Below are 22077 nucleotides of genomic sequence, written 5' to 3' on the forward strand. Positions count from 1 at the left end.
ACATTTGCGCCCGTTGTGATTGGCCCCCAAAGGGGGCGGGGGCCGGGCGACGCATCGCCCGGCCCGAAGGGGATCAGCTGGCCAGCCAGCTGTTGAAGCGCTCGTTCAGCTCGGCATCGCGGTCGACCCAGAACTCGAGGTCCGAGGCCAGCGCGGCGCCCATGTTCGCCTCCGAGGTGGGCAGGTTCGGGCCCATCGGCTGATCGGTGCCCTCGATATTGCCGACCATCGCGGCGGCGGACCGGCGCGGCGGGCCATAGCTGATGAATTCGGCGGCCCGGGCCTGCGGCGCGGGGGCGGTGGACCAGGCGACGAATTCCAGCGCCTCTTCCATGTTCGGGGCGCCGGCGGGGATCACCCAGCCCTCCATCTCGTAGATCTGGCCGTCCCAGATGATCTCGAAGGGCTGGCCGTCGGCCTGCGCCGCGTTGAAGATGCGGCCGTTGAAGGCATAGGCCATGCTGACCTCGCCATCCGCCAGCAGCTGCGGGGGCTGGGCGCCCGCCTCCCACCAGATGACCTCGTCCTTGATCGTGTCCAGTTTCGCGAAGGCGCGGTCCACGCCCTCGGGGGTGGCCAGCACCTCATAGACCTCGGCGGCGGGCACGCCATCGGCCATCAGCGCCAGTTCCAGGTTGAACTTGGCGCCGTTGCGCATCGTGCGCTTGCCGGGAAAGCCCTCGATGTCGAAGAAATCCGCCGGGCTGGCGGGCTTGGCATCGGGGAACTGCTCGTCGTTGAAGGCCAGCACCATCGAATAGACATCGGTGCCGACGAAGCATTCAGTCACCGCGCCCTCGATGAAATCGTCCATCGCCGCCGTGCCGTCCTCGGCGGGCAGCAGGATGGCGGGGTCGATCACCTCCAGCGCGCCCTCGTCGCACAGCCGCACCGCATCGGCATATTCGACCGAGGCCACGTCGATGCTGACATTGCCGGCCTCGACCTGCGCCTTGATGGGCGTGGCGGGGTTGTCGGCGTCCGACATGGTCACGGCGATGCCGGTCTCGGCGGTGAAGGGCTTGGCATAGGCTTCCAGGTGGCTGTTGCCATAGGCACCGCCCCAGGACAGCAGGTTCACATCGGCCAAGGCCGGGCCGGAGACGAGGCCGAGGGCGGTGCCGAGCATCAGAAGTCGTGTCATCATCTTCTCCAACAGGAAAGCAGGGGCGGCCGGGGCCGGGCGATGGCCCGGACCCGCGCCGCGATCAGACAGGGTCGAGCGCGCGGGCATCCTGCGGATGCCAGCCGATGCGGATCGCCTGACCCGGAACCAGCCGCGTCTGGTCAAGCGTGTTGCGCATCTTCATGACGAAGTTGTCGCTGCCCGCGACCTTCAGCCGGGCGCGCAGGATATCGCCCATATAGACGACCTGCAGGACCTCGGCCTCGATCGTATGGGCGCCCTCGGACATCATCTCGGGCTTGAACTCGACCCGTTCGGGACGGATCGAGACGGTGGTGCGCTGGCCCGTCTCGCGGATGTTCACCGCCGTGGCATTGATCACCCCGCCGCCGTCCAGCCGCACCAGCGCCTTGTCGCCCTCCAGCCGCTCGATCGTGCCGGGCAGGGCGTTGTTCTCGCCGATGAAGCCCGCGACGAAGCTGTTCTCGGGCGCCTCGTAGAGCGACGCCGGCGGCGCCAGCTGCTGGATGCGCCCGTCGTTGAAGACGGCGATGCGGTCCGACATGGTCAGCGCCTCGCCCTGGTCATGAGTCACATAGACGACGGTGATTCCAAGTTGTTCGTGCAGGTGCTTGATCTCGAACTGCATATGCTCGCGCAGCTGCTTGTCCAGCGCGCCCAGGGGTTCGTCCATCAGCACCAGTTCGGGATCGAAGACCAGCGCGCGCGCCAGCGCGATGCGCTGCTGCTGGCCGCCCGACAGCTGCGCGGGGCGACGGTTGGCGAACTTGCCCATCTGCACCATGTCCAGCGCCCGGGCGATGCGGGTGTTGCGCTCGGCCGAGGACATGCCCCGGACCTCCAAGGGAAAGGCCAGATTCTCGCCCACGGTCATGTGCGGGAACAGCGCATAGTTCTGGAACACCATGCCGATGCCGCGCTTGTGGGGGGGCACCTGGTTGATCGGGCGGCCGTCCAGGCGGATCTCTCCGTGGGTGGCGGTCTCGAAGCCGGCCAGCATCATCAGGCAGGTGGTCTTGCCGGATCCCGACGGCCCCAGCATGGTCAGGAACTCTCCCTTGCCAATGGACAGGTTCAGGTCCTTCACGACAAGCGTCTGGCCGTCATAGCTTTTCTGCACATGCTCGAAGGCGACGAAAGCATCGCCGTGGCGGTCGTCCAGCAAAGGGCGCTCTCCCTGTTGTCGTTGGTTGCTCAGCGCAGAGGCAGGTTAAGCGGCGCCCTGCCCGGCTGGCAACATCAATTGCGACCTTTCATGTGACCAACGCGCCGCGCCCGAAACCCCTGTCAGGGCTTCGGGCGCGATCAACGTGGGCAATCAGGGTTTGGCATCGGTATCTGCCTGTTTTGCGGGCAGATATCCGGGTCGGCAGGCAGGCTGCGATCAGCCTGGCTGACGCGGCCCCTTGCGATGGGCCTTGGGGGCCGAGGGCTTGTCGGTGCGCGGCTTGCCCTTGGCCCAGGCAGGCTTGCCCGCATCGGCCGAGGATTTCTTCTTCCACGCCTTCACCGCCGGGTGCGGGCCGGTCTCGCGCGGCTCGGCGGCGGCGCCGTCATCGGGCACCCATCCGCCGCGGGCGGCCTTCACGCGGCTCTGGTGATCGCCGTCCGCTGTGGCGGGCTTGGCACGGGGCGCGGGCTTGCGCCCTTCCGAGCGGTTGTCCGTCCGGGTCTCGCCACGCGGCGCGCGGGGGGCGCGTTCGGGCTGCGCATCCAGATCGGGCTCGCCCTCCATCCGGCGCATGGTCACCTCGGGGGTGATCTCCATGAAGTCACCGAAGCGGGCCGCCTGCTCGGCGGCGATCTGGATATAGGACAGGTCCTGCTTGACGCGGATCGCGCCGATGCCGTCGCGGGTGATCCCGCCCGCATCGCAGACCTTGGGCAGCAGCCAGCGCGCCTCGGCGCGGCCCGAATGGCCGACCGACAGCGTGAACCAGATCGAGGGGCCGAACTCGCGCTGCGGGCGCGGCGCCATCGGCGCGGGCGGGGCATGCGCCTCGGACAGCTCCTCGGCGGCGGGGCGGCCTTCGCGCCACATCTTCAGGAACGCGACCGCGACCTGCTCGGCGCTGAACTGCTCCAGCAGCTGCGCGGCCAGCGGGGCGTCGTCGCCGGCGGGCTCGGACAGCGCCGGATGGTCCAGCATCCGCTGGTCGTCGCGGGCGCGGACCTCGTCGGCGGTGGGGGCGTCCAGCCATTCGGCGGTCACCTTGGCGTTCTGCATCAGCCGCTGCGCGCGGCGATAGTCCGAGGACGGCACGATCAGCGCCGAGATGCCCTTGGACCCCGCACGGCCCGTGCGGCCCGAGCGGTGCAGCAGCGTGTCGGGATTGGTCGGCAGATCGGCATGGATCACCAGCTCCAGCCCCGGCAGGTCGATGCCGCGCGCGGCCACGTCGGTGGCGATGCAGACACGCGCACGTCCGTCGCGCAGCGCCTGCAGGGCATGGGTGCGTTCCTGCTGGGACAGCTCGCCCGACAGGGCCACGCATTTGAAGCCCCGGTTCGACATGCGCGCCAGCAGGTGGTTCACGTTCGCCCGCGTCTTGCAGAAGACGATGGCATTGGGCGCCTCGTGGATGCGCAGCAGGTTGAAGATCGCGGGCTCGCGGTCGCGGGCCGTCACGGTATAGGCGCGATAGGCGATGTCGCCGTGCTGGCGCGCCTCGCCCATGGCGGCGATGCGCAGGGCATCGCGCTGGAAGTCGCGGGCCAGCTTCTCGATGGCCGAGGGAACGGTGGCCGAGAACATCAGCGTGCGGCGCTCGACCGGCGCGGCGCCCAGGATGAATTCCAGGTCCTCGCGGAAGCCCAGGTCCAGCATCTCGTCGGCCTCGTCCAGGATGGCGGCCCGCAGGTCGGTCAGGTCCAGGCTGCCGCGGTCGATATGGTCGCGCAGGCGGCCCGGCGTGCCGACGACGATCTGGGCGCCGCGCTGCAGGGCGCGCTTTTCGTTGCGATAGTCCATGCCGCCGACGCAGGTGGCGATCTGCGCGCCGGTCCCGGCATAAAGCCATTCCAGCTCGCGTGCGACCTGCAGGGCCAGCTCGCGCGTCGGCGCGATGGCCAGCGCCAGGGGCTGCATGCCCTGCAGCATCTGGCCCGCGTCGTCCAGAAGGTCAGCGCCGATGGCCAGGCCGAAGGCCACGGTCTTGCCCGATCCGGTCTGGGCCGAGACCAGCACGTCGCGGCCCTGCGCCTCGGGCGCGAGGACGGCGGATTGCACGCTGGTCAGGGACTCATAGCCCTTGTCGGCCAGCGCGACCTGCAACGGTGCGGGGATATTCAGTTCGGTCATGTGATTCGCCAAATGCGGGGGCGCCGGACCCATGGCCGACACCCGATGAGTGGCACCTCTCGTCGCTGCGACCGGCCCACCCTGCACCCGCCGCCCCGGACAGTCTGGGGCCAAAGGCGGTGCCCTACGCCCTTGGGCGGCGGAAGTCCACAGCCAATCACCTGTCGGGGTCAGGAGGCGGTGCGCGCGGCCTCCTGCCGGGCGGCGATCTCGCGGCGCATGGTGCGGCGGATCTCGGCGGCCCGCCAGCGGCGCGTGTCGACCTCGTCGCGCGCCTCGGGGCGCGGCACGGGGACCGGCTGGCCGGCCTCGTTCACCGCGACCATGGTGAAATAGCACGAATTGGTGTGGCGGCGGGTGCCGTTGCGGATGTTCTCGGCCTCGACGCGGATACCGATCTCCATCGAGGTGCGGCCGGTGTGGTTCACGCTGGCGCGGAAGGTCACCAGCTCGCCCACGTTGATCGGCTCCTTGAAGGTCACCTGATCGACCGACAGCGTCACCGCATATTCCCCCGACCAGCGCGAGGCGCATGCATAGGCCACCCGGTCCAACAGCGCCAGCAGCGCGCCGCCATGCACCTTGCCGCTGAAATTCGCCATGTCCGGCGTCATCAGTACCGTCATCTCAAGTCCGCGCTTGTCCATCCGTCCCTCGTCTGTCGCTGCCCCCATCCTGCGACATGCACGCGGATCCCGAAAGCCCCCTTGCGCAAGCCCGGCGCCGCGTCTAGCCTTTGGGCTGCAAACCGTTGGGGTGTCCCGTCCAGGGGCTGAGAGGCGTCAGCCAACCCATCGAACCTGATCCGGGTCATACCGGCGGAGGGAACGGTGCAGAGACGAGCGGCCCGATCTCGGTCCGCCAGATGTCCCCACCCCCCCTTTGTCCGGTCATGACCCTCGAGGCCGCCGAGGGGGAGACCGTGACAGCACCCATTGCCCTGACCATCGCCGGCTCGGATTCCGGGGGCGGCGCCGGGATCCAGGCGGATCTCAAGACCTTCTCGGCGCTCGGCTGCTATGGTGCCAGCGTCATCACCGCGCTGACCGCCCAGAACACCCGCGCGGTGACGATGATCGAGCCCGCCAGCCCCGCGATGATCGCGGCGCAGATGGCGGCCGTGCTGGACGATCTGGACGTGGCCGCGATCAAGCTGGGGATGCTGGGCGGGCCGGAGGCCATCCGCACCGTTGCCGAGGGGCTGCAAGGCTGCAACCTGCCGCTGGTGCTGGATCCGGTCATGGTCGCCAAGTCCGGCGACACGCTGCTGCCCGACGATGCCATCGCCACGCTGCGCGACCTGCTGCTGCCCCGCGCCACCTTGCTGACCCCGAACCTGCCCGAGGCCGCGCGCCTGCTGGACACCTCCCCCGCCACGACCGATGCGCAGATCGCCGAACAGGGCGCGGCGCTGCGGGACCTGGGCGCAAGGGCGGTGCTGATGAAGGGCGGCCATGCGGCGGGGCCGGTCTGCACCGACCTGCTGGTCACCGCAGAGGGCATCACCCGGCTGAGCGCCCCCCGCCTGCCGACCCGCAACACCCACGGCACCGGCTGCACCCTCTCGGCGGCCATCGCCGCAGGGCTGGCCCGGGGGCTGGACCTGCCCGAGGCGGTCACCCGCGCCCATCGCTATCTGCAGCGCGCCATCGCTGCGGCGGACGGGCTGAGCGTCGGCTCGGGCCATGGACCCGTCCATCATTTCCATGCGGTCTGGGCCCATGTCTGACGTCACCATCATCGGCGCCGGGGTCGCGGGCCTCTTTGCCGCGCATAAGTTGCTGGGGCGCGGTGTGATCCCGCGCATCCTCGACCGCAACGGCCCGCCGGGGCCCCATGGCTGCTCCTGGTGGGCGGGCGGCATGCTGGCGCCGTGGTGCGAGGGCGTGACGACCGAGCCCGTCATCACCCGCCTCGGCGCCGCCGCGGCCGATGCATGGGCGGCGATCACCCCGGTCACCCGCCTCGGCACGCTGGTCCTGGCGCTGGACCGCGACCGGGCCGAGCTGGCGCGCTTTGCCCGCCGCGCCACCGGCCACCAGCCCTGCGACAGCGTTGATCTGGAACCCGACCTGCCCCCCCGGCAGGGCCTGCATTTTGCCGCCGAGGCGCATCTGGACCCCCGTCGCGCGCTGGCCGACCTGCTGGCCGCACTGGCCGCCCAAGGCATCACCGTCGAACGCGCCGAGGCCGAACCCGCCGACATCCCCGGCCCGGTGATCGACGCGCGCGGGCTGGCCGCCGCCCTGCCCGGCCTGCGCCCCGTGCGCGGCGAGATGGCGATCCTGCACGCGCCCGAGATCACCCTGACGCGGCCCGTCCGCCTGCTGCACCCGCGCCATCCGCTGTACATCGTGCCGCGCGCGGGCGGCCTGTTCATGCTGGGCGCCACGCAGATCGAAAGCGCCTCGCGCGCCCCCGTCACCGCGCGATCCGTGCTGGAGCTGCTGTCGGCGGCCTATGCGCTGGACCCGCGCTTTGCGGAAAGCTCGGTGGTGGAGCTGGGCGCCGACCTGCGCCCGGCCTTCCCCGACAACATCCCCCGCGTGACCCTGCGGGGCCGGGTGATCCACCTGAACGGCCTCTTTCGCCACGGCTATCTGATGGCGCCCGCGCTGGCCGCCCAGGCCGCCGACTACCTGACCACCGGAACCAAGGGAGAGCTGATCCATGAGGATTGAGGTCAACGGAGAGCCACGCGACATCGCCGCCACCACCGTGGAGGGCGCGCTGTCGGAACTGGGCTGGGGGGAGGCCCGCGTCGCCACCGCGCTGAACGGCGACTTCCTGCCCTCGGCCGCCCGCGCGGACCAGACGTTGCGAGATGGCGACCGGCTGGAAGTGCTGGCCCCGATGCAGGGGGGCTGATGCGATGCGCGACTTCTATGGCGTGACCCTGCCCGGCGCGATGATGCTCGGGACGGCGCAATACCCCTCACCCACCATCATGGCGGAGGCGTTCGAGGCCAGCAGCGCCTCGGTCGCCACCGTGTCGCTGCGGCGCGAGGCCGGGGGGGGCCAGGCCTTCTGGGACCTGATCCGGGGGCTGGGCCTGCGCGTGCTGCCCAACACGGCGGGCTGCCACACCGCGCGCGAGGCCGTCACCACCGCCCGCATGGCCCGCGAGGTCTTCCAGACCGACTGGATCAAGCTGGAGGTGATCGGCCATGCCGACACGCTGCAACCCGACCCCTTCGGGCTGCTGGAGGCGGCGAAAACCCTCTGTGCCGAGGGGTTCCAGGTCTTCCCCTACACGACCGAGGATCAGGTGCTGGCGCAGCGGCTGGTCGATGCGGGCTGCCGGGTGCTGATGCCTTGGGGCGCGCCCATCGGGTCGGGCATGGGCCTGAACAACCGCCACGGTCTGCGCAGCCTGCGGGCGGCCTTTCCCGACATCCCCATGGTCATCGACGCAGGTCTGGGCCTGCCCAGCCACGCGGCGGAAGCGATGGAGATGGGCTTCGACGCCGTCCTTCTGAACAGCGCCGTCGCGCAGGCGGGCGATCCGGTCGCCATGGCCCGCGCCTTCGGACTTGCCGTGCAGGCGGGCGCGCTGGCGCGCGACGCCGATCCGATGGGGGTGCGCGAGATGGGCATGCCCTCGACCCCCCTTCTGGGAAAGGCCTGGCTGTGATCTTGCCCCGATTCTATCCGATCTTCGACGATGCCGCTTGGCTGGACCGCGCCCTGCCCCTGGGCGTGCGTCTGGTGCAGCTGCGGCTGAAGGACCGCGCGGCCCATGATCTGCAGGGCCAGATCCGGCGCGGGCTGGCGATCTGCCGCGATCACGGCGCCTCGCTGGTCGTGAACGACCACTGGCAGCTGGCCATCGACGAGGGTGCCGACTGGCTGCATCTGGGGCAGGAGGATCTGGACAGCGCCGACCTGCCCGCCATCCGCCGCGCCGGGCTGCGGCTTGGCATCTCGACCCATGACCATGCCGAGCTGGACCGGGCCTTGGCGCTGGCGCCCGATTACGTGGCGCTCGGGCCGGTCTATCCGACGATCCTCAAGCAGATGAAATGGCACAGCCAAGGGCTGGCGCGGGTCACCGAATGGAAGGCCCGGGTCGGGGACATCCCCCTGATCGCCATCGGCGGCATGTCCGTGGACCGCGCGCCCGGCGCCTTCGCGGCGGGGGCGGATGTGGTCTCGGCGGTGACCGACATCACCCTGAACCCTGACCCCGAGGGGCGGCTGCGGGACTGGCTGGCGGTGACGGCATGAGCCGCTATGCCCGCCAGATGCCGCAGATCGGCCCCGAGGGGCAGGCCCGGCTGGCTGCCTCCCACGTCCTGATCGTGGGCGCGGGGGGCTTGGGGTGCCCGGCGCTGCAATATCTGGTGGCGGCGGGGGTGGGGCGGATCACGCTGGTCGATCCCGACCGGATCGAGGTCACCAACCTGCACCGCCAGCCGCTCTATCGCAGCGACGAGACCGGCCAGTTCAAGGCCAAGGCCGCCGCCGAGGTCATGGCCGCGCTGAACCCCGAGGTGCAGGTCATCCCCCGCATCGAATGGCTGACCCCGGCCAATGCGCCCGCGCTGGTGGAGGGTGCCGATGCGGTGCTGGATTGCGCCGACACCTTTGCCGTCAGCCTGACCCTGTCGGATGCCTGCATCGAGGCGGGCCGGCCGCTGATCTCGGGATCCGCGCTGGACCTCTCGGGCTATGCGCTGGCCTGCTGCGCGGGGGCGCCCAGCCTGAGGGCGGTGTTTCCCGACCTGCCCCGGCAGGGTGCCAGCTGCGCCACGGCGGGCGTGCTGGGGCCGGTCGTGGGGATGATCGGCGCGCTGCAGGCGCAGATGGCGCTTGCGGTGCTGGCCGGGCTGGCCCCCTCGCCGCTCGGGCGCCTGATCAGCATTGATGCGGCCAGCTGGCGGATGGGCGGCTTCCGCTTCGACGCGGCGCCAGAACCCGAGGCGCCGCTGCCCTTCATCGCCCACAGCCAGATCGCCCCCGGCGATCTGCTGATCGACCTGCGGGCCGAGGCGCCACCCTTTGCCGGCGCGAGCCATGTCCCGCCCGAGCGCATCGCCGATCTGGACCCCGGCACGGCCCCGCGCGTCGTGCTGGCCTGCCGCACCGGCCTGCGCGCGCAGAATGCGGGCCAGGTGCTGCAATCGCGCTGGCCGGGGCAGATCGCCCTGCTGGCCCTGACCGATTTCGACCTAGGAGAGACCTTGTGAAAGCGCTGACATTTGCCTTCGCCACGCTGGCCCTGCCCGCCCATGCCCAGACCACTGCTGCCGAAACGGACCTGACCGTCATGCTGGACTGGTTCGTCAATCCCGACCACGCCCCCATCGTGCTGGCCCAAGAGCTGGGATATTTCTCCGAGGCCGGGCTGGCGGTCGCGCTGGTGACCCCCTCGGACCCCAACGATCCGCCGCGCATGGTGGCCGCCGGGCGGGTGGACATCGCCGTCAGCTATCAGCCGCAGCTGCACCTGTCGCGCCATCAGGACCTGCCCGTGACCCGCGTCGGCACGCTGGTCGAGACGCCGCTGACCTGCCTCGTGGTCCTGGCCGAGAGCGGCATCGAGAGCCCCGCCGATCTGGAAGGCCGCAAGGTGGGCTTCGCCGTCGCGGGCGTGCAGGAGGTGATGCTGGACGCCATGCTGGCCGAGGGCGGGCTGGCCCCCGATGCGGTCGAGCAGATCAATATCGGCTGGTCGATCTCTCCGGCGCTGATGTCGGGGCAGGTGGACGGCGTCATCGGCGCCTTCCGCAATTTCGAACTGAATCAGCTGCGGCTGGAGGGGTTCGAGGGGCGGTGCCTCTACCCCGAGGCGCATGGCATCCCCGCCTATGACGAGCTGATCTACCTGGCCGATCCCGCCCGCATGGACGCCGCCGCGGTGGCCGGGTTCCTGGACGCCACCGAACGCGCCACCGCCTTCATCAAGAACGACCCCGAGGCGGCCTGGGACATGTTCTCGGCCACCGCATCGGAATTGCAGACGCCGCTGAACGAGGCCGCATGGCACGACACTTGGCCGCGCTTTGCCGGCCGCCCTGCCGCGCTGGATGCGGGGCGTTATCTGCGCTTCGAGGCCTTTCTGGCCCAGCAGGGCGCCACGCCGGGCGGGCTGCCCTTGTCCGATCTGGCCCTCGACGTGAACGCGCCATGAGCGCGCCCGACTATGGCCGGGCCTTCACTCTGTGGCGGCAGGCGGCGGGGGCGGAATGGGACCGCTATGTGGGCCACGACTTCGTGCGCCAGCTGGCGGCGGGCAGCCTGCCCCGGGACAGCTTCCTGCATTATCTGCAGCAGGATTACGTGTTCCTTCTGCATTTCGCGCGCAGCTGGTCGCTGGTCTTCGCCAAGTCCGACCGGCTGTCCGAGATGCGCGCGGCCTCGTCCATCGCGCATGGGCTGCTGAGCGGCGAGATGCCCCTGCATGTCGAGATCTGCGGAGCCGAGGGGATCACCGAGGCGATGCTGGAACGGACCCCGGAATCGCCTGCGAACATGGCCTATACCCGCTATGTGCAGGCGACGGGCTATTCGGGCGACATCCTGGATCTGCTGGCGGCGCTGGCGCCCTGCGTCTTCGGCTATGGCGAGATCGGGCGGGTGCATGCGGCCAGCGGCGGGCCCTATGGCGACTGGATCGCGACCTATGGCGGGGCGGACTATCAGCGCGTCTGCCACGAGGTCGGCGCCCTGACCGACGCGGCGCTGGAGGCGCGGCTTGGCCCCGACTGGCCCGCCTTGCCCCGCGCGGCGACGCTGGCGCGGCATTTCACCCAGGCCACGCAGCTGGAGGTCGGGTTCTGGCAGATGGGGCTGGACCGGACATGACGGGAACGGGTGGCAGGGGGGCGCTGCCCCCCGTCCTGCGGACTCCCCCCGGGATATTTGTGCCAAGATGAATGGAGCGGTGGGGGTCCGGGGGGATCTGTGGCTGAATGCTGCGGTGCTGGCGCGGGGGTTGGAGATTGCGGCTGTGGCCGGGGGGTGGACCTGTCTGATGGGGGCCTCGGGCGTGGGCAAGTCGACTTTGGGGCGGATGGTGGCGGGATTGCCGGTGGCGGCGCGGCTGGAGGGCGTGCTGCGGGTGCCGGAGGGGCGGGTCGCGCTGATGGGGCAGTCGGACCAGCTGCTGCCTTGGGCCTCGGCGCTGGCGAATGTCACGCTTGGGGCGCGGCTGCGGGGGGCGCGGCCTGATGTCGCGCGGGCGCGGGCTCTGCTGGCGGATCTGGGGCTGGCGGGGATGGAGGATCGCCGCCCCGCCGCGCTGTCGGGCGGGCAGCGGCAGCGCGTGGCGTTGGCCCGCACGCTGATCGAGGATTGCCCGGTGGTGGTTCTGGACGAGCCCTTCTCGGCGCTGGATGCGGCGACGCGGGCGGCGATGCAGGATCTGGCGGCGCGGGCGCTGGCCGGGCGGACGGTGATCCTGATCACCCATGATCCGCTGGAGGCGGCGCGGCTTGGCGATCGGGCCTATCTGATCGGGGCGGCGGGCAGCCGGGCCTTGCCCTTGCCGCCCGGTCCCGTCCCCCGCCCGCTGGACGCGCCCGAGGTGCTGGCGGCGCAGGCGGCGCTGTTCGCGGCGCTGTCGGGGACCGGCGCGCCATGACGGGGAGGCGGTTTCCCGTGCTTGCACGGCGGGGGGCGGGGTTTGCCGTGCTGCCGCTGGTCGTGCTGGCGCTGTGGCAGGCGGTGGTCTGGGCGACCGGGGTGCCGCCCTTCATCCTGCCCGGGCCCGGGCGCGTCGGGGCGGCGCTGCTGGCCCATGCGCCGATGCTGGCGGAACATGCGGGCTTCACCCTGGCCAATCTGGCGATGGGGCTGGCTGTGGGGGTCGCGCTTGGGGTGGTCACGGCGCTGAACCTGGCGCTGTCGCCCGTGGCGCGGCGGCTGATGCGGCCGCTGCTGGTGGTGGCGCAGGCGGTGCCGGTCTTTGCCTTGGCGCCGGTGGTGACGCTGTGGCTGGGCTATGGCGCGCCGTCCAAGGTGGTGATGGTGGCGCTGGTCGTCTATTTCCCGGTCACCTCGGTCCTGTTCGATGCGCTGATGCGCCCGCCGCCCGCGCTGGAGGATCTGGCGCGGATGATGCGGGCGCGGCCCCTGCCCGAGCTGATGCTGATCCGCCTGCCCCATGCGCTGCCCGCGCTTGGGTCGGGGCTGCGGCTGGCCGCCGTGCAGGCGCCCTTTGCGGTGATCATCGGGGAATGGGTGGGCTCCAGCCGGGGGTTGGGGCATCTGATGCTGATGGCCAACGGGCGCGGGCAGACGGACCTGATGTTCGCCGCGCTGATGGTGCTGGCGGCGATGGGCGTGGCGCTGTTCGCGGGCGCGGGGCTGGTGCAGCGGGCCCTGGAGCAGGGCCGCCCCTGAGGGCGGCCCTGGGGGGTCTTACCAGGAGGTCAGGACGGCGCCTTCATAGGTCTCGTCGATGAAGGCCTTCACCTCGGGGCTGTGATAGGCCTCGACCAGGGTCTGGACCCAAGGCTCGGCCTCGCGGCCTTCCTGCACCACGATGATGTTCACATAGGGGCTGTCGGCCTGTTCCATGGCGATGGAATCGCCCTTGGGCGACAGGCCCGAGGCCAGCGCGTAATTCGTGTTGATGATCGCGATATCGGCATCGGCCAGCGTGCGGGGCAGCTGCGCGGCGTCCAGCTCCAGGAAGCGCAGGCCCTTGGGGTTTTCGGCCACGTCCAGCGGGCTGGGGACCAGGCCCGTGCCCTCGGTCAGGGTGATGAGGCCCAGATCCTGCAGCAGCAGCAGCGCGCGGCCGCCATTCGTGGGGTCGTTGGGGATCGCCACCTGCGCGCCGTCGGGCAGGTCCTCCATCGAGGTCAGGGCATCGGAATAGATGCCCATCGGCGTGGTGATGGTGGTGCCGACCTCGACCAGACCGAAGCCGCGATCGGCGATCTGGTTTTCCAGATAGGGACGGTGCTGGAAGCTGTTGGCATCCAGATCGCCATCCGCCAGCGCCTGGTTCGGCACGACGTAATCCGAGAACTCGATGACCTCGATGGTGAGGCCCAGGGGGGCGGCCACTTCGGCCACCTTCTCCATGATCTCGCCATGTTCGCCGGGCGAGACGCCGACGGTGATGTCTTCGGCTAAGGCGGTGGAGGCCATCGCGGCGGTGCCGAGGGCAAGGGCGGAAACGAGGGTTGTCAGACGCAGCATGGGATTGGTCCTTTCTTGTCTGCGGAAGGGGAAACTTACAGGCCGCGATTGCGCGGGGCGCGGCGGTCGACACGGGCGGCGATCCATTCGCCAAGCGACTGGACCAGCTGCACCAGCACGATCAGGATAACGACCACCGCCGCCATCACCTCGGGCATGAAGCGCTGGTAGCCGTAACGGATGCCCAGATCGCCCAGACCCTGCCCGCCCACGGCCCCGACCATCGCGGAATAGCCGATCAGGCTGACCACGGCCAGCGTCAGGCCAAGCGTGATGCCGGGCAGCGCCTCGGGGATCAGCACCCGGGCGATGATCTGCAAGGGCGTGGCGCCCATCGCGCGGGCGGCCTCGATCAGGCCCTGATCGACCTCGCGGATGGCATTTTCCACCAGCCGGGCGATGAAGGGGATCGCGGCCAGCGTCAGCGGCACCATGGCCGCATTCGTGCCGATCGAGGTGCCGGCGATCAGCCGCGTGAAGGGGATGATCGCCACGACCAGGATGATGAAGGGAACCGAGCGGGTGGCATTGACCACCAGCCCCAGGATCTTGTTGATCCAAGGGGCGCCCAGCAGCTCGCCGCGCTGCGAGGTGGCCAGGAACACGCCCAGGGGCAGCCCGCCAAGCGCGCCCAGTACCGAGGAGACGGCGACCATCCACAGGGTCTGCAGCGTCGCCTCCCACAAAAGGGGGATCAGGTTAGCGGACATGGCCCAGCACCTCCGTCGTCAGCCCGTGGGTTTCCAGGAAGGCGCGCGCGCGGTCACCCTGATCGGCGGGGACCGAGATCAGCAGGTTGCCGAAGGGCTGCGTGCCGATCTCCTCGATGGCGCCGCCGAGGATGTTGGCGCTGATGCCCAGCTCGGTCGCCAGACGGGCCAGCATCGGATCGGTTGCGTGGGTGCCGGCAAAGGTCACGCGGATCACCTGATCGCCGGGCGGGCCGTCCTGCAGGCGCCCGGCCACGAAGGCGGGCAGCGTGGTGCCGGTCACCCCCGACAGGAAGCTGCGGGTGGTCGGATGGGTGGGCTTGGTGAAGATGTCGTAGGTCGGCCCGGATTCCACGATGCGACCCGCCTCGATCACCGCCATATGGGTGGCGATGTCGCGCAACACGGCCATCTCATGCGTGATCAAGAGGATGGTCAGGCCCAGATCGCGGTTGATCCGGCCCAACAGCTCCAGCACGGTCTGGGTCGTTTCGGGGTCCAGCGCGCTGGTCGCCTCATCCGACAAGAGGACCTGAGGGCCGGTGGCCAGCGCGCGGGCGATGCCGACGCGCTGCTTCTGGCCGCCCGACAGTTCCGCCGGATAGCGGTCGGCCAGCGGGCCGAGCCCCACCTGGTCGATCAGCTGGTCGACCCGCGCGCGGATCTGGCCGCCGGGCGTGCCCGCGATCTGCAGCGGCAGGGCGATGTTGCCGCGCACCGTGCGCGAGGAGAGCAGGTTGAAGTGCTGGAAGATCATCCCGACATTGCGCCGGATCGCGCGCAGGGCCGGGCCGCGGGCCTGTCCGACATCCTGGCCGGTGACGGTGACCCGGCCCTCGGTCGGGCGCTCCAGCCCGTTGACCATGCGCAAGAGGGTGGACTTGCCCGCGCCCGATCGGCCGATGATGCCGGTGATGCTGCCTGCGGGCACGGTCAGGTCGATCCCCTCCAACGCCGTGACGCGGCCGCCGGCCTTGGGAAAGCTCTTTCCCAGGCCCTCGAAGATGATCGCCGCGTCCTCTGCCCTGCCCGTCATGATGCCCGCCTGCCGAAAGTCAGGGCGCGGTCCTGCCCGAAAGCGCGGGCGGGCGCAAGCCGGTCGGGGGTTCTTGCCCCCCGGCGGCACGGGACGCCCATTCGCCGCCCCCGCCCTGGGGCGGAACGGTGGCAGGGCATGGGCCCGCCGCCGCGAAACGCGGGCGGCAGGCCGGGCGAGGCCAGCGAATGACCGTTCTTATTCCGCCGCCGGGCGCATCTCGCGGGTCAGAAGGGCGGTCAGGATGGCGCGCAGCGTGTCGGGACGGAAGGGCTTCTCGATCAGCGGTGCATGGTCGAAGCCCTGCGGCAGATGCTCGCGCCCATAGCCCGAGACAAAGCAGAAGGGCACCGACAGATCGTCGAACATCCGCGCGACCTCGTCCACCGGCTCGCCCTTGAGGTTGCCGTCCAGCAGGGCCAGATCGACCTGCCCCTCCTGCCCCGCCGCCAGGGCCTCGGCCACGGTGCGGGCGACGCCGGTGACGATGGCGCCCGCATCCTCCAGCTCGTAGCGCAGGTCCAGCGCCACCAGCGGCTCGTCCTCGACCAGCAGCACGCGGCAGCCTTCCAGCGTGGACCGGCGACCCGTCACCGCCGCCACTGGCGCCTCCAGCGCCCCCGCCGTCGCCGACAGGCGCGTCACGCCCTCGGCCAGGCGGATGGTCCAGACCACGCCCTCGGGGCGCCAGTCCACCTCGACCGCGCCGGAATCGCCGCCCCCGGCCGCGCCGATCAGGGTCGTGCCGAAGCCGCTGTTTTCGGGCGGGGTCACCGCGGGGCCGCCGGTCTCGCGCCAGGTCAGGACCAGATGCCCCGCCTCCAGCCGCCAGGACAGGCCGATGCGCCCCTGCGGGACCGACAGGGCACCGTATTTGGCCGCGTTGGTGCCCAGCTCGTGCAGGGTCAGGGCCAGCCGCAGCATGGTGTCGGGCGAAAGCTCGACCGGCGGGCCGTCGCGCAGCAGCCGGTCGCCGTCCAGCGTGCCCGAGCTGATCTGGTCATCGATCAGCTGGTCCAGCGGCGCGCTGGCCCAGGTCGCGTCCGACAGGATCGAATGGGCCCGGGCCAGCGCCTGCAGGCGCCCGCCGAAGCTGGTCTCGAAATCGCCCAGGCTGGCCGACTGGCGCAGCGATTGCCGCGCGATGGCCTGCACATTGGCCAGGGTGTTCTTGATGCGGTGGTTCAGCTCGCCGATCAGCAGGGACCGGATCTCCTCGGCCTGCTTGCGTTCCGTGATGTCCAGCACCTGCAGCGACAGCGACTGCCGCCCCGGCCCCTCGGACAGGACCGAGCCATAGACCTCGCAGGAAATCGGGCCGATATCGGCGTGATCCAGGCTGATCTCGGCCGAAAAGCGCGGCGCGCCGTCCTGGCGGCTGTCCAGCCAGCCAGTCAGCAGGCCGGCGCCCTGATCGTCCAGCCAGCCCGACAGCGTGGCGGTCATGCCCAGCATGTCGCCGGCCGCGCGCCCGAACATGCGCTCGGCGCCCTTGGACCAGCTGCGGATGCACAGATCGCGGTCCAGCGTCACGAAGGCCAGGGGCGAGTTGTCGGCATGGGCCTTCAGCTGTGCCATGGCCCGGTCGCGGTGGCGCGCGATGTCCTGCATCTCGTCGCGCTGGCGTTCCAAATCCTTGGCCTGGCGCCCGATGCGGAAGAACACCTCGGCCTTGGAGCGCAGCACCACCGGGTCGATGGGCTTGAAGATGTAATCGACCGCCCCCGCCTCGTAGCCGCGAAAGCGCCGCGCCTCGTCCATCTCGGCGGCGGTGACGAAGATGATCGGCACGCCCCGGGTGCGTTCGGTCGACCGCATCAGCTCGGCCAGCTCGTAGCCGTCGGTGCCGGGCATCTGCACGTCCAGGAAGGCCAGCGCATAGTCGTGCTGCAGCATCAGCTCCAGCGCCTCGCTGGCGGTGCGGGCGCTGTCCACGACCAGCCCGTCGCGGCGCAGAAGCGCCTCCAGCGCCATGATGTTCTGGTCGATATCGTCGACGATCAGGAAACGGATGGGTCTATGAGGCATGGGCGGTCTCCTGGGCGGCGGTCCGGCGCCAGATCCGGTCGGGTTCGGCGAATGCCGCGAAGGAGGCGGCATGGGTGGAAAAGCGCAGCGTCTCGTGCGAGCCGAGGCCCAGGAAGCCACCGCGGGCCAGCGACTCGGCAAAAAGACCCACGGCGCGATTTTGCAACGTGTTGTCAAAATAGATCAAGACGTTGCGGCAGGAAATCAGATGAACCTCGGAAAACACCTGATCGGTCGCCAGATTATGTTCGCTGAACACGGTCCGCGCGCGCAGGCCGCGGTCGAAGGCCGCCCGCCCGTAGCCCGTTGCGTAGTAATCCGCCAGCGATCCCAGCCCCCCCGCCTGCTGATAGTTGCGGGTGAAGACCGGCAGGCGGTCGATGTCATAGACGCCGCCCTCGGCCCGGGCCAAGGCGCGGTGGTTGATCTCGGTCGCATAGAACAGGGTGCGGTCGAACAGCCCCTCCTCGCGGAAGAGGATGGCCAGCGAATACAGCTCCTCGCCATCCGCGCAGCCCGCCACCCAGACCTTGAGCGAGGGGAAGGTCCGCAGATGCGGGATCACCTCGCGCCGCAGCGCCAGATAATAGCCGGGATCCCGGAACATCTCGCTGACCTGCACGGTCATCGCGTCGATGATGTCGGGCAGCACGGCGGGATCGTGCAGCAGGCGGCCCTGCACCTCGGACAGGGTCGCGCAGCCGAGGCGTTCCCGCGCCAGATCGGCCCGCCGCGCCAGCGAGCTGCGCGAATAGGACCGGAAATCGTAGTGATAGCGCCGGTTCAGCGCCTCGAGGAACAGGTCCAGCTCGATCGCGTCGCCCGGACGCAGGGGTACGGGATCGAGGCTCACCGGGGCATCCAGACGCGGGTCAGGGACAAGAGCTTGTCGACGTCCAGCGGCTTGGACAGATAGTCGTTGGCCCCGGCGGCCAGGCACTGGTTCTGATCCTCGGCCATGGCCTTGGCGGTCAGCATGATGATCGGCAGGGTCTTCCAGCGGTCGATCTTGCGGATCTCGCGCGTGGCGGTCAGGCCGTCCATCTCGGGCATCATCACGTCCATCAGCACCAGATCGACCTTGGGCGCCGCCCCGTCATTGACGCGGCCCAGGGCCTCCAGCGCCTCGCGGCCGTTCCGCGCGATCTGCACGGTGGCGCCATGGGGCTCGAAGACGCCGGTCAGGGCATAGACGTTGCGGATGTCGTCCTCGACCACCAGGATCCGGCGCCCCTCCAGCTGGGCGTCGCGGTTCAGCGAGGCGGCCAGCATCTCGCGCTGCTTGTCGGGCAGGTCGCTGACCACCTGGTGCAGGAACAGCGTCACCTCGTTGATCAGCCGCTCGGGCGATTTCGCCCCCTTGATGATGATCGACTTGGAATAGCGGCGCAGGCGCTGCTCCTCGTCGGGGGACAGGGCGCGGGCGGTGTAGACGATGACCGGCGGGAAGGAGGCGGTGCCGTCGCCGTCCAGCTGTTCCAGCACGTCGAAGCCCGAGGCGTCGGGCAGCGTCATGTCCAGCACGATGCAGTCGACCGTCTGGCTGCGGCAGACCTGCAGCGCATCGGCGGCGGTGCCCGCGCCCACGGTCTCGACCTCGTCGCTGGCCAGAAGGGCCTTCAGCCCCTCCATCTGCGCGGGATCGTCCTCGACGATCAGCACGCGGCGCAGGCGCTGTTCCATCCGGTCCTCCAGATGGCGCAGCGCGTCCGACAGCTGTCCCCGGTCGACCGGCTTCATCATGTAGCTGATGGCCCCCTGCGCCAAGGCATCCTTCACGTGGTCGTTGGCCGAGACCATGTGGACCGGAATGTGCCGGGTGGTGGTGTCGCGCTTGAGCCGGTCCAGCGCGGACAGGCCGGAATGGTCGGGCAAGCCCACATCCATGACGATGGCCTGCGGCAGGTAGTGGCGCGCCGCGCGCACCGCATCGTCGGCGCGGCCCACGCAGATGCAGCGGAATCCCAGTTCCCGGCCCAGATCATAGAGGATGCGCGCGAAGGCCGGGTCATCCTCGACCATCAGCATGACCCGGTCACCGGGCGAGATCTCGGCGCGGTCGTCGGTCAGGCCGGGCAGCGCGTCCAGCATCATCGGCTCGGTCGTGGCGGGCACGGACATGGCCGCCGGCTGCGCGGGCAGGCACTGCGGCGCGGCGGCGGGCTGACGGTCCGGCGGGGTCGCGGGCAGGATCAGCGTGAAGGTGCTGCCTTTGCCCTTCTCGCTGCTCAGCGTGATGCGCCCGCCCAGCAGATCTGCCAGCTCGCGCGAGATCGACAGCCCCAGCCCGGTCCCCCCGAAGCGGCGCGAGATCGTGCCGTCGGCCTGCCGGAACGCCTCGAAGACGGCCTCCTGCTGGTCGGGGTCGATGCCGATGCCGCTGTCCTCGACAGAAAAGGCGATGCCCTGCGGCACCGGGGCGATGTGCAGCACCACCTGCCCCGCATCGGTGAATTTCAGCGCGTTCGAGACGAAGTTGCGCAGCACCTGCTCCAGCCGCTGGCGGTCGGTCTGGAAGGCGGGCAGGCCCGGCGCCACGCGGGTGGTCAGGGTCAGGCCCTTCTGGCGGGCCTGCGCCTCGAAGCCGCGCTGCAGCTTTTGCGCCACGTCCTGCGGATCGACCGCGTCACGGGCCAGATCCAGCTTGCCCGATTCGATCTTGGCCAGGTCCAGGATGTCGTTGATCAGCGCCAGCAGATCCTTGCCCGAGGCCTCGATCGTCTCGGCCCACCGGACCTGCTCGGCCGTCAGGGTGCGGGCGCGATTGTCCGACAGCAGGCGCGACATGATCAGAAGCGCGTTCAGGGGCGTGCGCAACTCGTGCGACATGTTCGCCACGAATTCGGACTTGTAGCGGCTTTCGCGGGTCAGCGCCTCGGACTGGTCCTCCAGCAGCCGGCGCGAGCGGGCCAGCGCGTCGCGCTGTTCCTCCAGCTCCTGCGTCTGGCTTTCCAGCCGGGCGTTCTGGCCCTCCAGCTCGGATTGCTGGATCTCAAGGCGCCGCTGGCTGTCCTGCAGGGCGCGGGTCTGCTCCTCCAGCTCCTCGTTCGAGGCGGCCAGCTCCTCGCCATGGCTGCGCAGCTCCTCGGCCTGGCGGCGGGTCTCCTCCAGCAGCTCGCGCAGCTGCTCGCGATACTGGGCGGATCGCAGGGCGATGCCCAGCCTGTCGTCGAGACGGTCGAACAGCTCGAGCATGCGCCCCGAGGGCGGGCCATCCAGCCCGAATTCCAGCACGCCGTTGACCTGCTGCCCGTCGCGCAACGGCACGATCAGCGCATGAGGCGCCCGCCCGCGCGCCAGACCCGAGGCCCAGCCCAGGGCCTGATCCGGCGGCAGGGCCAGATGCAAAGGCCGGGCCTCAGAGATGGCGCGGCCCAGATGGCCCTCGCCCTCGGTCACGCGCTCGGCCAGCCCCGCCGCATCCACGCCCCAATGGGCCAGGCGGCGATATCCCGTCCCGTCGCGCGCATAGGCCACGGCGGCGCGAGCGCCGATCCGGTCGGCCAGCACGCGCAGCACCTGATGGGCCAGACGGTCGGAACTCAGCTCGCCCTGCAGGGCGCGGGACAGGTCGATCTGCGCCTGGTTGATCCACTCGCCGCGCGTCAGGCGTTCGCGGTTCAGGATCAGGTTGCGCCCGATCCCGCCGAGAGTCAGATAGACCAGCCCCGCCATCACCCGGTTCAGGGCGGCCACGTCGGGATCGATCCCCGCCCGGTCGAAGCCGAAACCGATCGCCATGGCCGCGCAGGCCGCCGCGGCCACCGCCACCGGCAGCATCGGCAGGGTCGCGCGCACGGCCAGCGCCAGCGGCAGGATGTAGATCAGCCAGACCGCCGTCCCCAGGGGAAACTGCAGGTCCAGCGCGAGGACGCCGGCAAGGGCGGCCAGGATGGCGACCAGAATCGCCGCATCGGGGGTCTTGATCACGAAGTCTCCTGCAGCGCCTGTCCCGGCCGTGATTTTTCGACGGCACCGTCGAACGCCCGCGAGAGGAGTTTGGTTCATCGGAAATGGGATCGACAAATGATAACGGACGGGGCGGGCGGACCGTCCGGTCACGCAATGCCCTGCCGTCCCTAGCCGAAGCCTGCGCCACCTGTCGAGTCCCCGGCCGGCCTGCCGTTGCGGTGCCTGTCCTGTCAGCGGGGGGCCCGGGGCGGCCAGATCCGCGGCCAGACCCCGTCGCGCAGGATCAGTGCGTGATGCAACCCCGCGCCCACATGCAGCGCCAGCACCGCCATCAGCGCGACAGCCGACCCCTGATGCAGCGCCGAGGCGGCGTCGGCCAGCGCCTCGGACCGTGGCACGAAGGTTGGCAGGCCGAGCGCGTCCAGCGCCTCGATCGGAAAGCCCCCGGCGCGGACCCGGACATAGCCCGACAGCGGCAGCACGACCATCAGGACATACAGCGCCAGATGCGACAGGCCCGCCACCCGGCGCTGCCAGCCCGGCAGATGGGCGGGCAGGGGCGCGGGCGGATGGGTCAGCCGCCAGACCAGCCGCAGCGCCACGAGGGCGATCAGAAGGCTACCCACGTTCTTGTGAAAGATGAACAAGGCATCCTGAAGGCCCCGATCCAGCCCCTCCCTGACTATGATCAGACCCACCGGGATCATGGCCAGGATCAGCGCCGCGACCAGCCAGTGCAGCACGCGCGCCGTCGTTCCGTAGCCGTTCGCGCCCAAGGCCATGGCGTCCC

The 22077-nt window shown here is 70.3% G+C and carries 21 protein-coding genes and 1 riboswitch; of the genes, 10 read left to right on the forward strand and 11 right to left on the reverse strand.

Annotation, left to right across the window (positions count from 1 at the left end; all coding sequences use genetic code 11):
• Positions 1 to 73: 73 nt before the first annotated feature.
• From FA743_RS02755 to FA743_RS02770, 4 genes are all read right to left on the reverse strand, one after another.
• Entirely contained in the window at positions 74 to 1144 is a 1071-nt protein-coding gene (locus FA743_RS02755) for an ABC transporter substrate-binding protein (RefSeq protein ID WP_136884325.1), read from the reverse strand.
• Positions 1145 to 1208: 64 nt separating this feature from the next.
• The gene (locus tag FA743_RS02760) at positions 1209 to 2312 is read right to left on the reverse strand and encodes an ABC transporter ATP-binding protein (RefSeq protein ID WP_136884326.1); all 1104 of its coding nucleotides are present in this window, start codon (positions 2310 to 2312) and stop codon (positions 1209 to 1211) included.
• Positions 2313 to 2531: 219 nt separating this feature from the next.
• Entirely contained in the window at positions 2532 to 4448 is a 1917-nt protein-coding gene (locus tag FA743_RS02765) for a DEAD/DEAH box helicase (RefSeq protein WP_136884327.1), read from the reverse strand.
• A gap of 170 nt (positions 4449 to 4618) precedes the next feature.
• Positions 4619 to 5095 (reverse strand): acyl-CoA thioesterase, encoded by a 477-nt coding sequence (locus tag FA743_RS02770; protein WP_136884328.1) that lies wholly within the window; start codon positions 5093 to 5095, stop codon positions 4619 to 4621.
• A 95-nt stretch (positions 5096 to 5190) separates the two neighbouring features.
• Positions 5191 to 5292: riboswitch (TPP riboswitch) on the forward strand.
• 78 nt (positions 5293 to 5370) lie between these two features.
• On the opposite strand from FA743_RS02770, the gene thiD reads away from it, so the two are divergent.
• The 10 genes from thiD (at position 5371) to FA743_RS02820 (ending at position 12794) form a co-directional block, all read left to right on the forward strand.
• Positions 5371 to 6177 (forward strand): bifunctional hydroxymethylpyrimidine kinase/phosphomethylpyrimidine kinase, encoded by an 807-nt coding sequence (thiD, locus tag FA743_RS02775; RefSeq protein WP_246054800.1) that lies wholly within the window; start codon positions 5371 to 5373, stop codon positions 6175 to 6177.
• Positions 6170 to 7129, forward strand: a complete 960-nt coding sequence (locus FA743_RS02780; protein WP_136884330.1) for an FAD-dependent oxidoreductase — start codon at positions 6170 to 6172, stop codon at positions 7127 to 7129. Before thiD ends, FA743_RS02780 begins: the two co-directional genes overlap by 8 nt.
• Positions 7119 to 7316, forward strand: a complete 198-nt coding sequence (thiS, locus tag FA743_RS02785; RefSeq protein WP_136884331.1) for a sulfur carrier protein ThiS — start codon at positions 7119 to 7121, stop codon at positions 7314 to 7316. Before FA743_RS02780 ends, thiS begins: the two co-directional genes overlap by 11 nt.
• 4 nt (positions 7317 to 7320) lie before the next feature.
• The gene (locus FA743_RS02790; protein WP_136884332.1) at positions 7321 to 8082 is read left to right on the forward strand and encodes a thiazole synthase; all 762 of its coding nucleotides are present in this window, start codon (positions 7321 to 7323) and stop codon (positions 8080 to 8082) included.
• Positions 8079 to 8675 carry a thiamine phosphate synthase gene (locus FA743_RS02795; protein WP_136884333.1) on the forward strand — a complete coding sequence of 199 codons (597 nt, stop codon included), beginning with the start codon at positions 8079 to 8081 and terminating at the stop codon, positions 8673 to 8675. The genes FA743_RS02790 and FA743_RS02795 overlap by 4 nt, the downstream gene beginning before the upstream one ends.
• Positions 8672 to 9637, forward strand: a complete 966-nt coding sequence (locus FA743_RS02800) for a HesA/MoeB/ThiF family protein (protein ID WP_136884334.1) — start codon at positions 8672 to 8674, stop codon at positions 9635 to 9637. Before FA743_RS02795 ends, FA743_RS02800 begins: the two co-directional genes overlap by 4 nt.
• Positions 9634 to 10581 (forward strand): ABC transporter substrate-binding protein, encoded by a 948-nt coding sequence (locus FA743_RS02805; RefSeq protein WP_425467159.1) that lies wholly within the window; start codon positions 9634 to 9636, stop codon positions 10579 to 10581. The genes FA743_RS02800 and FA743_RS02805 overlap by 4 nt, the downstream gene beginning before the upstream one ends.
• The gene (locus tag FA743_RS02810) at positions 10578 to 11255 is read left to right on the forward strand and encodes a TenA family protein (protein WP_136884335.1); all 678 of its coding nucleotides are present in this window, start codon (positions 10578 to 10580) and stop codon (positions 11253 to 11255) included. Before FA743_RS02805 ends, FA743_RS02810 begins: the two co-directional genes overlap by 4 nt.
• Positions 11256 to 11322: 67 nt before the next feature.
• On the forward strand, positions 11323 to 12033 hold the full coding sequence (locus tag FA743_RS02815; RefSeq protein ID WP_136884336.1) for an ABC transporter ATP-binding protein: 711 nt from the start codon (positions 11323 to 11325) through the stop codon (positions 12031 to 12033).
• A gap of 17 nt (positions 12034 to 12050) precedes the next feature.
• Positions 12051 to 12794 (forward strand): ABC transporter permease, encoded by a 744-nt coding sequence (locus tag FA743_RS02820; RefSeq protein WP_246054801.1) that lies wholly within the window; start codon positions 12051 to 12053, stop codon positions 12792 to 12794.
• Between the two features lie 18 nt (positions 12795 to 12812).
• Here the strand turns inward: FA743_RS02820 and FA743_RS02825 are convergent, their stop codons facing one another.
• The 7 genes from FA743_RS02825 to FA743_RS02855 form a co-directional block, all read right to left on the reverse strand.
• A complete protein-coding gene (locus tag FA743_RS02825) occupies positions 12813 to 13601 on the reverse strand; it encodes a MetQ/NlpA family ABC transporter substrate-binding protein (protein WP_136884338.1) in 789 nt (262 codons plus the stop codon).
• A 35-nt stretch (positions 13602 to 13636) separates the two neighbouring features.
• Positions 13637 to 14311 (reverse strand): methionine ABC transporter permease, encoded by a 675-nt coding sequence (locus tag FA743_RS02830; RefSeq protein ID WP_136884339.1) that lies wholly within the window; start codon positions 14309 to 14311, stop codon positions 13637 to 13639.
• Positions 14301 to 15347 carry a methionine ABC transporter ATP-binding protein gene (locus FA743_RS02835; protein WP_136884340.1) on the reverse strand — a complete coding sequence of 349 codons (1047 nt, stop codon included), beginning with the start codon at positions 15345 to 15347 and terminating at the stop codon, positions 14301 to 14303. The genes FA743_RS02830 and FA743_RS02835 overlap by 11 nt, the downstream gene beginning before the upstream one ends.
• Positions 15348 to 15545: 198 nt before the next feature.
• The gene (locus FA743_RS02840) at positions 15546 to 17375 is read right to left on the reverse strand and encodes a response regulator (RefSeq protein WP_136884341.1); all 1830 of its coding nucleotides are present in this window, start codon (positions 17373 to 17375) and stop codon (positions 15546 to 15548) included.
• Complete coding sequence (locus FA743_RS02845) at positions 17365 to 18228, reverse strand: CheR family methyltransferase (RefSeq protein ID WP_246054802.1); 864 nt, start codon at positions 18226 to 18228, stop codon at positions 17365 to 17367. The genes FA743_RS02840 and FA743_RS02845 overlap by 11 nt, the downstream gene beginning before the upstream one ends.
• On the reverse strand, positions 18225 to 21305 hold the full coding sequence (locus FA743_RS02850) for a response regulator (protein WP_246054803.1): 3081 nt from the start codon (positions 21303 to 21305) through the stop codon (positions 18225 to 18227). The genes FA743_RS02845 and FA743_RS02850 overlap by 4 nt, the downstream gene beginning before the upstream one ends.
• Before the next feature lie 212 nt (positions 21306 to 21517).
• Positions 21518 to 22069 (reverse strand): cytochrome b, encoded by a 552-nt coding sequence (locus FA743_RS02855; RefSeq protein WP_136884343.1) that lies wholly within the window; start codon positions 22067 to 22069, stop codon positions 21518 to 21520.
• Between the last annotated feature and the right edge of the window lie 8 nt (positions 22070 to 22077).

This window comes from Paracoccus gahaiensis (assembly GCF_005048225.1).
Classification (GTDB): Bacteria; Pseudomonadota; Alphaproteobacteria; order Rhodobacterales; family Rhodobacteraceae; genus Paracoccus; species Paracoccus gahaiensis.